The sequence below is a fragment of the Enterovibrio litoreus genome (assembly GCF_045679545.1).
Classification (GTDB): Bacteria; Pseudomonadota; Gammaproteobacteria; order Enterobacterales; family Vibrionaceae; genus Enterovibrio.
This window is the reverse complement of record NZ_CP166195.1, coordinates 803,860-817,445: the sequence shown is the minus strand read 5'-3', so window position 1 is coordinate 817,445 and position 13,586 is coordinate 803,860. Positions and strand designations below refer to the sequence as shown.

The window sequence follows — 13,586 nt, the reverse complement described above, 5'->3', positions numbered from 1 at the left end:
AATTATGCCAAATAGAATCAATAAAGTTTCTGATGACCTTTGGATCGGGACGGAGCAAGAAGGCTACGCACCACATTTTAGGAATACAATAAAAAGAAGAGGCAAGGGCTTTAGCACGGGTTTTGGTACTAGCCATATCATGGAGGACATTCTTAGCCCTCCCGCAAAAACTGTGGAGCTAGTTGATGACAAAGAAACAGATGAAGGCGGGTTTTATGACGCATCTTATCTCCTTTTCTCAGCGGGAACGCATGGAGATTTCATCGATATGAGAGTGAACAGCGTGCACAACAGGCAAACACTGACTCGCTTTTCACAATTTTTCATGTTCCCAATATTTTTATTTACATATCTAGTTATAAGATTACTTCGCGACGACACTCCTTGGCTATATTTAGATCCAGCCGAATTAGGTATTCTTATCTTCGTATTTGCTCTGTGTTTTGTTGAATTTTTTCGACCAATACGAACTCCTGTTAGATTCCATCATAAAAATCAGGAGGTTTATGTTTACCACAAAAAAGCACTATATCGGATCCCTTGGAGTGAATGTGAAATCGCTTCAATGTATGCCCCTCACCATGTCGGTTATGGTGCTTTTTCGGATGCATATAACCTGAACCTTTGGTTGTACCCCAAACACTGTGTAAAAGGAGAATGCGGAAACCAGCCTATCGCTTTAAATTTGGTAACTGCTGTGGCTGAGCATGGAGAGGTATATGCTTATTGGGAGTTCGTTCGACGGTTCATGACCATAGGAGAAAAGGGTGTCCTAACGGGAAATATGCAACAAAAAGTGCTTTTTGGTTTTCCGAATCCCGATTGGAGCACAAAGGCAAAAGTTATTGGTTGGTGCTTATCGCCAATTTTTTATGGACTGTTGCCATTCATCTCACCATCTCAATTTGCAATTCGCTTCAATCCAATCAAAGACCATTGGCCTGAAGAAGTACATAAATGGACAGGGAAAACAGTCAACTGGCATTAACTCTGCTAACACACTGATGACTATATCATCGTCGTCTTTACTGCAAACCTTGGGTAAAGACGACGAATTCGGCTCACCCCAACAACCTCCCCTTTATCCCATTAAACACCGCCAGCACCCTATCGTGGGCTGGCTTGTGGTCAGCGATAAACGACAAACATGTTAATGCACTTTGGTCGTATTTATCCGGTAGCGGAACATTCAAATCACTTGAAATGGTGCGCACGTAGTTGAGTTGGCTTTCTGATGGCAGCTTGAGCGAATCCGGAATGGCATCTTGAATCACTTGCGTCATATTCTCAGCAAAATTGGGCCACTGACCCAAATCAACGTGGGTATCTTGAGCCAATCGCAGAAATTTCTTTTGCTCTGCGGTGAGCGAGTAGGTAAAGGTGACGGCTCCTACTGAGAAGGTTATGTCTTTCATCATCAAGTTCTCTGCGCCATGAGTCATTGGCTAAATCCATTTCACTGCATGCTATCAGTACCGAAAGACATCGAGTGTCTGACTGATGCGCCAAATCGTTAAATTAGTGTGCTCGCTGTTTTGTCATTCCGGCCAAATCTTGCTCGCTGAGCAATTTTTCGCCCGACCTCCAAGCAATTCTTTGCTCGCCTGAGTGAGGTTGCTCACTAACTCCTTGTTTTTACTACATCTAAGAGCTGGCACACCCTTTGCGTTATCTCTTGCGTTGTATCGCTCATTTCTCTGTCCGCCATGATTGGCGGGCAACCATTGAATAAGGACATCGCAATGCCAACTCCATGTTATATCGCTATTGAAGGTAAAACTCAGGGAAACATCACTGCCGGTGCTTTCACCGCGGATTCTGTCGGTAACATCTATGTGGAAGGCCACGAAGACCAAATGCTGGTGCAAGCCTTTGACCACATCGTGACCGTGCCGACCGACCCACAAAGCGGTCAGCCTTCTGGCCAACGTGTTCACAAGCCGTTCAAGTTCACCGTGGCGCTGAACAAAGCCGTGCCGCTGATGTACAACTCACTCGCATCAGGCGAAATGCTGCCAAAGATTGAACTCAAATGGTACCGCACCTCGGTGGAAGGTAAGCAAGAGCATTTCTTCTCGACCATCCTGACTGACGGCACCATCATCGATATCGATTGCCAAATGCCCCATTGCCAAGACGCGAACAAGAAAGAGTTCACCCAGCTGGTGACTGTGTCTGTCGCTTACCGCAAGATTGATTGGGAACACACTGTAGCGGGTACGTCAGGTGCCGATGACTGGCGTGCGCCGATTGAAGCGTAAGGCTTCGTGACTTAAGGCTCCGCCTCTCTTGTCCTTTTGTTGAAAAGAAGCAATGTGAGCCTTTTGTGCCCAACCCGCCCTTGGGCGGGTTTTGTCGTCAAGCAATGACGCCTGACGGCCTGATGTTGAATGATGTACGGACGCTGTTTAAACAGGGTCATGCTGGGATGGTTTATGGCTACGGAAAGCGGTCTGCAATTTACTCTTCATGTTGAAGGCTTACCCGACGACACCTTTGCGGTGGTCGACTTCTCAGGCACGGATAGCCTTTCTGCGCCGTTCGTGTATCAGGTCAATCTGGCGAGCCGCAAAGAAGCCCTCTCCGAAAACGACGTGGTTGACCGCAATGTTACCTTGATGTTGTGGAAAGACGGGGAGTTAGCCCAACGCTTTCATGGCATTGTGCGCCGCTTTACCCGCGGTGATACGGGCTTTAGCCATTCTCGTTATGCGCTTGAGATGGTCCCTGCCCTTTCGCGTTTGTCCCTTCGCCATAACAGCCGTATTTTCCAGCAACAATCTGTCCCTGAAATCATCAGTATCTTGCTGCAAGAAATGGGCATTGATGCGTATGCGTTCGCCCTCTCTGGCAGCCCGCAGCCCCGTGAATACTGTGTGCAGTATCGTGAGTCTGACCTTGAATTCTTAGAGCGCATCGCGGCCGAGGAAGGCATTTTCTATACCTTCTTGCACAGCAAAGACAAACATACCGTGTTGTTTTCGGATGACACTCAGACACTCTCTCACTCGTCATTAGCACTGCCTTATAACGCCACTGTTGGCGGCACGGCCAGTTCAACCTTTGTCAAAGGTTGGCAATTCTCGGCGCAAACCCGCCCGTCGTCGGCGCAGCTGAAAGACTACAGCTTCAAAAAACCGGCTTATGGCTTTTTGCATGACCATGCGGGCACCGAGATGGCTTATCAGCGCGGCACCTATGAGCATTATGATTTCCCTGGGCGCTACAAAAGTGATGCGGCAGGAAAACCGTTTACCCAATACCGGTTAGAGCATCTAAGAAGCGATGCGATTACCGCGACCGCCTCGAGCAATGTGATGCAAATCCAAGCCGGCATGTTGTTTGATTTAACCGACCACCCTGATGACACCACCAATCGCGATTGGGTGGTGGTCTCGGCGCAGTGTGAAGGCACGCAGCCCCAAGCGCTCGAAGAGCACGGTGGTGAGGGCATGACCACCTATCACAATACGTTTTCAGTTATTCCGGCGCACCGACCGTGGCGTCCCGCGCCACAAGCCAAACCCTGTGTGCATGGCCCACAAATCGCCATTGTGACTGGGCCTGCCGGGGAGGAAATCTTCTGTGATGAGCATGGGCGCGTGAAAGTGCAGTTTCCGTGGGACAGATATGGCAACAGCGACGACGCCTCAAGTTGTTGGGTACGTGTATCCCAAGGCTGGGCAGGCGGGCAATACGGCATGATGGCTATCCCAAGAATCGGCCATGAAGTGATTGTCTCTTTCCTTGAAGGCGACCCAGACCAACCGATTATCACAGGACGCACTTATCACGCCACCAATGTGCCGCCCTACCCGCTGCCAGCCAACAAAACCCGAACGGTACTCAGAACCGAAACCCATCAAGGCGAAGGGTTTAACGAACTGCGTTTTGAAGACCAAGCGGACAAAGAAGAGATTTACGTTCATGCCCAAAAGGACATGAACCTGCTGGTCGAGAATGACCGCAAAGACAACATCAAACATGATTTGCATCTGGATGTGGAGAATGAGCGTTTCTCGCACATCAAGGTGGATGACCATTTAACCGTCGATGGGCAAAGCAAAGCGCATGTGAAGGGTGATAAAACCGTTATCAGCGATAACAGCATTCACATCAAGCAAGGAGCATCTCAGCTTGTAGAAGCTGGCTCTGAAATCCATCAGAAATCAGGCGCCAAATTGGTCATTGAAGCAGGAAGCCAAATTACGCTAAAAGCCGGGGGATGCTTTGTCACTGTTGATGCTACAGGCGTGCACATTTCAGGCCCAGTGATTGATCTCAATGCAGGTGGCAGCGCAGGCAGCGGCAGTGGATTCGGTGGCATTGCGCCGACATTGCCGGGTCAGTTACCTCCCAAGCCTGCAAATCCGTTACCAATGCTGACACCCGCCCAAATCGCGACCATGAAATCTGCAGCACCTTTCTGTGAAGAGTGTGAAAAATGTAAGGACGGTCAATGCGCGATCTAAACATGGCAACACCACAGAGCATCAATCGTTTCGCCATTTTCAATGGCACAACAGAAGAGAATGCCATCAAGCATTTCTATCGGTTGGGTGGAAACGATGCAAAACCGCTTTGGAGCGGCACACCTTACGCAGAATGGCTTGAAGTCATGCCTTTCATTGCGGATGTCACCCACCTCAGCGCATTTACCGAATGGGAAGCGCAGCAAGCCCCTGAAGACTGGGGCATTCTCGTGAGTTCAGACTCAACAATGGCAGACGCGCTTGCGCATTTTCGAAGCCTCACACAAGTGTGGATGCCATCAGGTTCTCATTCGTTTTTTCGTTTCTACGATCCTAGGTTCAGCCTCACTGTTGCGGAATTTTGCGATGACGAGCAGCGGGCTCAGGTGATGGGACCCTGCCAAACATGGCAGGCGAAAGGAAAAGAAATCCTCAATGTTACGCCAATAAAACATGCCGATGAGAAGCCTTTCCCTTGGTGGAACGTGCCAAAAAATGTAGTTCAAAAAATCACTGACACAGACAAAACCACACGTATCACCAACAGCGTTAAATGGCTTCGTGAAAATCACGCCGATCTTTATTTCTATTACCCCGAAAGCACACTGCAAGCCAAGATCACTCGTCTCGTTACTCGTCATAAAGAAGAGCATGGATCGCTTAATCAGTTATTAAAAACGTCCTTGGAAAAAGAGGTGTATCGATGAGCAATACCACCATGACAATGGGTGATGTCGATAAAATGTTCAGCACCATCAAAAGTGATTTTGAAACCTCTATCGACGAGTACCGAAAGCATTCAGAGAACTGGTTTTATGGCTGGGCGCTAGAGATGGAGCAGAAAGTCTTTGTAAATGAAAATGAGCAATCGGCTGATACTGATGATTCCGAGATAGAAGCCGATATCATCACTTGTCCATTGGATGGAAAGATAACTCTGGTTCATTGCTTTGAAGCCGAAGCCTTTGTGCCTATCACAGGCACGCCATTTAAGGTACAACCCGTTAAATTCGATGATGGGATATTTATTGATTCTTATGAGCCTGACGGCCCAGCGGTATCCGGCACCATTGGTAGTGATGGCACGGCTGAAGTGACGCTGGACCAAAAGTATCGCGGTAAGCCCGTCCGCATCACCTTTTATCCAGAGGTGAACGAGAGTGACATCAAAACCATGATCGACTCGTACGACCCCACCATTAGCAAACTCAGTGCATGGCTGGATAAAGAATGGAAGACGCAGCGCAGCGAGTGGCAGCTCTACCTATCAGACCCTATCGATGTCTGGCAAGAAGTTGGCAAATTTTTCGACAAAATGCTCGATGAGCTCATTGATGCATGGGATGAAATTGCCGATTTATTCAAGCTACTGGCTAATCCCACTGAACTTGCAAAAAAACTCTCCAAATATATGGAGAATCCCGAGCTGATTGCGGAAATGCTGGCCTCTGCAAAAGGAGAAGCCGAGCGAATGCTGACACTGATAAAAGATGAAGCACGCTGTTTCTTGTGTCTGAATGCCGTCATTTCATGGTTCAAAACCCTCAGCCCACTGCAGATCCTCACTCTGGTTACCGTTTCTCTTGCCGCGATTTTGGTTGAGGTGGTTTTGAGTATCGTTATCCCCGGTGGTGCGGTTTTAAGAAATCTCAATCGACTCAGAGATGTTGCTGGCACAGCAGCCATGGTAGGTGCGTAAATGAGCAGTAAAAAGCGTGCCGTTCAGGCCGTAAAGAAAATCAAAGAAGTGGTTGATATCACCAAGGTAGATGCGATCGACAACATCGACACACTTAAAAAAGTCACCCAGCATGGTAACGGCAAGCTTAATGCCCGGGCAAAGGCAACCCAACGTGTAGAAGGGAAAAGTTTAGAGGGGGCGACCTCGGAAAAACGTTCAGCAACACAGACTTCGCATATCACGTCTGAAAAACCTCGGGACATCGATAACAGCAGCAGTACCACCGACAAAGGCGACGCGACACAAGGTACAGGAAAAGATGTCTCGGAAGGCTGCCCCGTCTCCATGGTCACGGGTGAAGAAACGCTTCAACTCAGCGATGTCACCCTTCCTGGCACGTTGCCTTACACGTTCACTCGAACCTACAAAACTTCAAGTTGCGAACTTAATTCAGGTCTGGGTTTTGGTTGGAGTCACCCACTTAGCCAATCCCTGATTTTCGAAGCGGGAAAACTGTTCTGGAAAGATTCCGAAGGCAAACGCACCCAACTCCCAGAGCCCACAGCGTCACGCCCTGAAATCTATAATGACCTCGCGGGGGCAGCAGTATTTTTGGGTGAGAAAGAAGACGAGTATGTCTTGGCTCAAACGGGTCAGCCATTCCACCATTTCATCCGCAAAGGGAATAAAGCCCAACTGACGGGTCTATCAGACAATTACCATAACCGGTTAATTGTCGAATACGATGGCTACCAGCGCCCTCAAGCTGTCATCAATGAGTACGGCATCGCCCTCTGGTTTGTTTATCAAAACGGTCTTATCACGGCCATTGAATTCCGCACCCTGAAATCAGACGGTTCAAAGAAAGAATGGATAACAGAGCGCACCAGCTTCACCTATCACTACAACGAGAATGGACAACTGGTTGACGCCCTCAACACCGCAGGTGAAGGCGAACACTACCAATACGATGACGCCAACGTCATTTCACTGCGAAAAATGGCAGGGGGCGTTGAATTCGGCTGGCAGTGGGAAGGTGAAGGAAAAGAAGTTCGCTGTGTTCACCACTGGAGCAACACGGGATACGACACGAAATTCGAGTGGAATAATTCCACCAATGCCGTCGAAATCACCTATTCAGACGGAAGCACTGCGGCCTACCAGCATGATGAGAATGCCAAACTCATCGAACAGACCGATCCTGACGGGGCGGTCACTAAAAACGAATTCAACGATAACGGTGATTTAGTTCTCTCTATCGATCCACTGGGTAACGAAACCCGTCATGTCTACAACGAGTTCCAACAACGTGTGCTCACTGTCCTTCCCGATGGTGAAGTCATTGAATACCAATATTGGCGCGGCAATCTGCGCCGAGTCATTCAAGGCAAGCGCAACTGGCGATATAAATACAACGCCAATGGGGATATCACTGAAAAGCGCGACCCATTAGGGCAAGACACCTTCTACCGTTACAACGGGCAAGGCCAGCTTTCTGACATTACCTACCCTGACGGCAGCAAACACGCGCTAGCGTGGAACCGTCTAGGTATGCTGATCGGCGAAACCTACCCTGATGGCGCAAAAGCCTCTTATCGCTATGACATATTCGGGCGAATCATCGTTGAAAAATCGGCGATAGGTGCTGTCACACAATATGAATGGGACGATGCCGACAGGCTCCGCAAGGTCATACTTCCATCGGGGCAATCCAAGCATTTCGATTACAACGGCTATGGCAAAGCAACCCGTGTCGTAGATGAAAATGGGCTAGCGACGCAGTACGAGTATCACCCCAATACTGATCTTGTCAGCCGAGTTATCCAACCCGACGGCTCAACGCTTCGCTACCAGTATGAGAACGCCAAAAACTTCGTCACTGCCATTATCAATGAGCGCGATGAAACCTATAAAATTGATTACTTCGCCAATGGCTTGGTTCGCAGCGAAGTCACCTTTGATGGACGACGTTTCGACTACCAATACGATCTCAACAGCAAGCTGCTAAAGAAAACCGAAACGGGCACAGAAGGCACACAGCTCGAAACCATTTTCGAACGCGATGCGATGGGCAGGTTGACCAAGAAAACACTGCCAGATGGCAATGAAGTCGCCTACCGCTATGATCAATTTGGGCAGTTGATTGGCGTTGATGACGGTGAAACACCGCTAGCATGGCGTTACGATCTGTTAGGGCGTTTGACCGAAGAGCATCAACACTGGGCGTCTAGTTTCTTCGAATACGACAGTGTGGGCAACCTCACTCACTGGCAACTCCCTGATGCGAACAAGCTAAGCTATGAGCGTTCAGCAGGCGGCATATTAAATCGCGTTTTACTCAACGATGAGCAACTCACTCGCCACCACTATCAAAACGGCCTCGAAACCGCCCGTAAACAAGGCGATATTCTCAGCCGTTTCCAACACGACGAGCAAGGGCGGTTAACCGCACACACGCAGCATCAAAATGGTCGCCAAACACAGTCTCGCCAATACCAATATGGTGCAGACGGCAATTTGACAGAAATGGCTGACAGCCGCTTCGGTACTGTTTTCTACGATTATGATCCCCTTTCTCGATTAAAGAAAACCCGTGGTGTGGTTGAGGAATCCTTCGCCCACGACCCGGCAGGTAACTTGCTCGATCAGGTGATCGGCGCAGAGGCAGGACGAAAGCCGTTCGACGTTGAAGGCAACCAACTCAAGTTTCATGGTGACCGCCACTATGAGTACGACGAATTTGGCCGACTCATCACTGAAAAACGCGGAAAAGACCAGCGCTTAATCACTCGTTACGAATACGACTGCCAACACCGATTGATCAAAGCCACGCTCCCAGATGGCACATTCGCAACTTACAAATATGACGCATTTGGGCGACGTATTGAAAAGAACGTCACCGACAAACTAGGAACAGAGAAAGCCACTGAGTTTGTTTGGCAAGGCGACACCTTAATAGCCGAGACCAGCAGCGAGCACTACCAGACATACATATACGAGCCTGGCACGTTCAAGCCGATGGTTATGCTGTCCGGTGAAGGCACAGATTACGAGGTTTACCACTACCACCTCGACCAAATCGGCACACCAACAGACATCACCGATTTACACGGTAAATCCGTCTGGTCAGTTCAATACCGCGCTTACGGCAATGTGCTCAGGAAGCACGTTGAAGAAATCGTCAGCCCACTGCGTTTTCAAGGGCAATATTTTGATGAAGAAACCGGGCTTCACTACAACCGACACCGTTACTACAGCCCGAACACAGGGCGATTTGTGACAGCTGACCCTATAGGGCTTGCAGGTGGTTTAAACAACTATCAGTATGTGCCGAATCCTACTGGGTGGGTAGATCCGTTGGGGTTGGCGGTTGTTGAGGCTGGTGGGGCTTGTTGCGACGTTTCTGGCAGTGAGCAGAGTTATTCGCACAACATGGTCGAAAGCCCAGGGCCGCTTGCTGACCTCCCAAATAATCCAGCATCAAACTTTGCTGGGGGCAAATACAATGTAATTACGTTACAAGAAGACCTAGTTTTACATAGAGCAGGAAAAGCAGGTGGTGGAAAAAACTCTCTCGGTCAATGGTTCACAAGAGAGCCATCAATATCAGAGGTTCAAGTACGCATGGATTTGGCAGTAAAAGCACAATGGAAAGATTCCAATGGTAAGATTACTGGAGAATCTCCCGTCGAATCAGTATACAAAATAAAAATACCCAAAGGTTCTAAGGTGTACGAAGGTCCTGTGGGATATCAAGGTGACATATACTTTGGCGGACAAGATAAGATCCAACTCTATGTTAACGCTCCGTGGAATATTGACGGCGTTGAGGTGTTAAGTGAAACTCCTATTGGAGGAAAGAAGTAGTGAACACCAAAGATAAATCCGAAGAGTTGTTGAAGCTCTTCGTTGAGCTCAGGAAAATTCTAGCAAACGAAAATGATTCCAACTGGATACGGGGTATTGACCTCATCATTGCGGCCTTGTCTCAGATAGATAAGTCTGAAAAAAAGGATTTCGAAGAAACTCTCGATTACGTAAGTGAAACCTATAAGTCAATGGTGTCAGGAAATGGCAGCTTCGCAGACTTTTATATTTGGCGCGATGAATTTAAAGAGAGAAAAAAAGAGAATGAAAAGTTAGACGTACTAAGGTCAGACATATGGTCCCTAGTAAGCTAAGTACTTTTTAATAAAAATTTAGCGGGACAGGCAACTTATATAATCATGTAGGTAACTTTACCGATGATGTCGCCATAAATCGACAGGCTTCTGGCGACGAGATGCTCTATAAGTATCATGGTAAAAACAATCGCTTAGGGAAAACCCATAATTATGTAACTAAAAAGAAGTATTCGACCGAAACAGAACTTCGAAACGACCTAGCTATATTGGATGAGTGGGGTATTGAAATAGATCGCGTCACGACCTTTAAACCCCAGAAAGGAACTTGGGTTAGCGAAGGCACCGCAAAAAAACAAATCGGCGACTTCACTGGAGAAGTACGTCTTGGAGGTGGCTATCAAGGCCTTATTGATGTTAAAAACTTACCTAAGTCGACTGTAGTAAGAACTGATAAATTGTCAGAGAGTTTTAAGTGATGATAGACAAAAATGAATTGCTAACCAATATAACCATTCTGTTAAAACTGGCCAATGATAGGAATACGCAACAGGGTGTTAAAGTTTACATAGGAGCAATTGAAAAAATATCTCAAGCAAAATCGCAAGAAGAAATATTTATCTACTGGGACAAACTCAAGCATGCTTTAGTTGGTATTGAAGCTCATGGCTATTTGACAAACAAAGAGTTTGAAATTGTGAAAAATATACGTTCGATGGGATAAATCAACGGAAATAACTGGGACAGTCACTCTTAAAAAAGTCGAAAAATCGGCCTCATGCCTTTTCATTCCTTCGGAATAATGACCAATTTTAGATTGGGTTAGCGCTCATCCGTGCAGATACCGTTCTAAATCTACTTAGACTGACAGATAGCAGACACCCTTACACCCACAACTATACAAATGAATTAGGGCAGCTATCATCCACCCCATTCACCGCTACTACTGCCACTTCCCTTCCCATCACCTTCAATAGCTGTTATACATAGATATAACACCATCTCAGCCAAAGGATTACCATGGCTCATTGGCACGATAACCAACCTATTTTTCGCCAGTTTGCTGATCAAATCACCCAACAAATCTTACAGGGTATCTGGCAAGAAGGTCAGGCTTTGCCTTCGGTTCGAACTGTTGCTGCTGATTTGAAAATCAACCATTTAACCGTCATGAAAGGTTATCAACTGCTGGTTGATGAAGGGTTGATCGAGAAACGGCGCGGTCAGGGTATGTTTGTCATCCAAGGCGCAAAGCAAGCGTTGCTTGATGCAGAAAAAACACGCTTTCTCCAGCAGCAGATCCCTCAAATTGCCGACACATTACAACGTCTGGGTATGTCTCTTGATGATTTTATTCAGCAACTCAAATCACATACAGAAGGTGACCAATGAGTGCATTAGTCAGCGTAAAACACGTTTCTAAGCAATACAGTGGGCGAGACATCACACAAGGTGACGTGCTCACCGACATCAGCTTTGAGCTAAAGCCCGGTCAGGTGCTTGGCCTACTCGGACACAATGGCGCGGGTAAATCGACGCTCATCAAAGCGATGTTAGGTGCGCATCAATACCAAGGCCAGATCAGTGTTAACGGTTACGAGCCCATCACGCAACGTGACAAAATGATGGAGAGTTTATCGTATATTTCGGATGTGAACGTGCTTCCCGAATGGATGACAGTGGCACAATTGTTAGATTACACCGAAGGCGTGCATCCTGGCTTTAAGCGCAGTAAAGCAGATGCGTTATTGACTCAAACCGATATTAAGCCTCGCACACGTATCAGCGCGCTTTCAAAAGGCATGAAAGTCCAACTTCATCTCGCGATAGTGATTGCGACCAATACGCAAATTCTCATTTTGGACGAGCCAACACTCGGGTTGGATTTGGTGTATCGCGATACGTTTTATCGCCACCTTTTGGAATGGTTCCACGATGGCGAGCGAGTGTTGGTCATCGCCAGCCATGAAGTCGCTGAAATCGAACACCTGCTGACGGATGTATTGATCCTTAAACATGGGCGCGCAGTGATGCAGACCTCAATGGAATCGATCAGTGAGGCGTACTTCATTCTCGATGCCAGTGACGATTTTAGTGGCCAAATAGAAGCTTTGAATCCGATATCTTCACAAAAAGGACTCGGTACGACCAAGTGGCTACTATCTCGTGATTGCGCGTATCAAGTTGAAGGGATGGGCATGGTGTACAAGGTTAGGCTAGCCGACCTATTTCTGGCATTGCAAAGGGAGGCCGTATGATGCGTTCAGTGTTAGCGATGTTACGCAAAGAGCGGTTGGAAAACCCATTGGTATTGCGCATACCTCTGTTCTTGCTCGCCTGTGGCGCTCTGCTGTTTGTCAGCGTGATGAGTAACTCTAGTCTGCAAAACGACATGTCCTTCCAAATGAGCATCAATGGCAATGGAAGTGACATTCTCCATTCGCTGGGTGATAACATTAATGGGTTCGTCACAGGCGCGGCTGGGCTTTTGTCTATCCTGCTTGGTACGCATTACTTCCCGAGAACGTTGCGTAAAGCGCGGACAGAGGGCAGCATCATGTTTTGGCGCAGCATGCCCGTCAGTGACGTCAAAACACACGTGGTGAAACTCACGTTTGGATTGCTCGTTATTCCCCTCGTTTGTTCAATATTGGTCTTAGCTGCAAATATGATGCTTTGGATCTTACATGTATCGACCGAACACCAATTGGCACTGTTTCAAAGCCAAGCGTCTTTGGGCAACATATTGGTGAGTTGGATTACGTTCTTATTACGTATGGTATTTGCCGGTGTCTTACTGCTGCCGCTTGCGCTGTCAGCGATGGCGATTTCGCAGAAAGTGAATTCACCGCTTATCGTCATGGTTCTTGCGATTTATGCGTTGAAGTGGATGCCTATCGCTTTGTTTGGTTTCTATGGTGTCGATGATTTTTTCTCCGCCATATTTTCCCTGCCAATGAGCGCAGTCATCGACTCAAATCCATTTAGCGCGATCTCAGAAGCGGGCGCGTTCAACGTGGCAATTTATGCACTTTGCGGTGTCATGGCGGGCGCAACAAGCCTGAAATTCAGCCGCACCGTGTAAAAGATCGTATTAGTCATACGTTCACAAACGCATGGGTCGACAGATATCTAAGTTTCATCTGTCCATCCATGCGTCCTGATCCAATCACACTAACCCAATCTTCAGCATCGCTTTTCTCAGTTGCCCCTGCTCTCATGACTTTCCTCCATGCCTCGCAGAAAAAAACAACGCCAGCCTGATCGACAAAAATATCTCTAACCCAACCTACAATCATCTCGTTTCATTTC

At 47.7% G+C, this 13,586-nt stretch carries 13 protein-coding genes; 12 read left to right on the top strand and 1 reads right to left on the bottom strand.

Going from position 1 to position 13,586, the window contains the following annotated elements; all coding sequences use genetic code 11:
- Window positions 1–4: 4 nt before the first annotated feature.
- A complete protein-coding gene (locus AB8599_RS19075; RefSeq protein ID WP_407333314.1) occupies window positions 5–988 on the top strand; it encodes a DUF6708 domain-containing protein in 984 nt (327 codons plus the stop codon).
- Window positions 989–1,061: 73 nt separating this feature from the next.
- Here the strand turns inward: AB8599_RS19075 and AB8599_RS19070 are convergent, their stop codons facing one another.
- Complete coding sequence (locus tag AB8599_RS19070) at window positions 1,062–1,442, bottom strand: hypothetical protein (RefSeq protein ID WP_407333313.1); 381 nt, start codon at window positions 1,440–1,442, stop codon at window positions 1,062–1,064.
- A 300-nt stretch (window positions 1,443–1,742) separates the two neighbouring features.
- On the opposite strand from AB8599_RS19070, the gene AB8599_RS19065 reads away from it, so the two are divergent.
- The 11 genes from AB8599_RS19065 to AB8599_RS19015 all read left to right on the top strand — a co-directional run bounded on the left by AB8599_RS19065 (window position 1,743) and on the right by AB8599_RS19015 (window position 13,359).
- Window positions 1,743–2,261, top strand: a complete 519-nt coding sequence (locus tag AB8599_RS19065) for an Hcp family type VI secretion system effector (protein WP_407330938.1) — start codon at window positions 1,743–1,745, stop codon at window positions 2,259–2,261.
- A gap of 174 nt (window positions 2,262–2,435) precedes the next feature.
- Entirely contained in the window at window positions 2,436–4,472 is a 2,037-nt protein-coding gene (gene tssI, locus AB8599_RS19060) for a type VI secretion system tip protein TssI/VgrG (RefSeq protein WP_407333312.1), read from the top strand.
- Window positions 4,460–5,179, top strand: coding sequence for a DUF4123 domain-containing protein (locus tag AB8599_RS19055; RefSeq protein WP_407333311.1), 720 nt, complete (start codon window positions 4,460–4,462; stop codon window positions 5,177–5,179). The genes tssI and AB8599_RS19055 overlap by 13 nt, the downstream gene beginning before the upstream one ends.
- Window positions 5,176–6,171 carry a Rhs family protein gene (locus tag AB8599_RS19050; RefSeq protein ID WP_407333310.1) on the top strand — a complete coding sequence of 332 codons (996 nt, stop codon included), beginning with the start codon at window positions 5,176–5,178 and terminating at the stop codon, window positions 6,169–6,171. The genes AB8599_RS19055 and AB8599_RS19050 overlap by 4 nt, the downstream gene beginning before the upstream one ends.
- A complete protein-coding gene (locus tag AB8599_RS19045; RefSeq protein WP_407333309.1) occupies window positions 6,172–10,020 on the top strand; it encodes an RHS repeat-associated core domain-containing protein in 3,849 nt (1,282 codons plus the stop codon).
- Window positions 10,020–10,334 carry a hypothetical protein gene (locus tag AB8599_RS19040; RefSeq protein ID WP_407333308.1) on the top strand — a complete coding sequence of 105 codons (315 nt, stop codon included), beginning with the start codon at window positions 10,020–10,022 and terminating at the stop codon, window positions 10,332–10,334. The genes AB8599_RS19045 and AB8599_RS19040 overlap by 1 nt, the downstream gene beginning before the upstream one ends.
- A gap of 101 nt (window positions 10,335–10,435) precedes the next feature.
- A complete protein-coding gene (locus AB8599_RS19035) occupies window positions 10,436–10,753 on the top strand; it encodes a hypothetical protein (RefSeq protein WP_407333307.1) in 318 nt (105 codons plus the stop codon).
- On the top strand, window positions 10,753–10,998 hold the full coding sequence (locus AB8599_RS19030) for a hypothetical protein (protein ID WP_407334434.1): 246 nt from the start codon (window positions 10,753–10,755) through the stop codon (window positions 10,996–10,998). The genes AB8599_RS19035 and AB8599_RS19030 overlap by 1 nt, the downstream gene beginning before the upstream one ends.
- A gap of 296 nt (window positions 10,999–11,294) precedes the next feature.
- Complete coding sequence (locus AB8599_RS19025) at window positions 11,295–11,666, top strand: GntR family transcriptional regulator (RefSeq protein WP_407333306.1); 372 nt, start codon at window positions 11,295–11,297, stop codon at window positions 11,664–11,666.
- Complete coding sequence (locus tag AB8599_RS19020) at window positions 11,663–12,532, top strand: ABC transporter ATP-binding protein (RefSeq protein ID WP_407333305.1); 870 nt, start codon at window positions 11,663–11,665, stop codon at window positions 12,530–12,532. Before AB8599_RS19025 ends, AB8599_RS19020 begins: the two co-directional genes overlap by 4 nt.
- Complete coding sequence (locus AB8599_RS19015; protein ID WP_407334433.1) at window positions 12,532–13,359, top strand: hypothetical protein; 828 nt, start codon at window positions 12,532–12,534, stop codon at window positions 13,357–13,359. The genes AB8599_RS19020 and AB8599_RS19015 overlap by 1 nt, the downstream gene beginning before the upstream one ends.
- Window positions 13,360–13,586 lie beyond the last annotated feature (227 nt).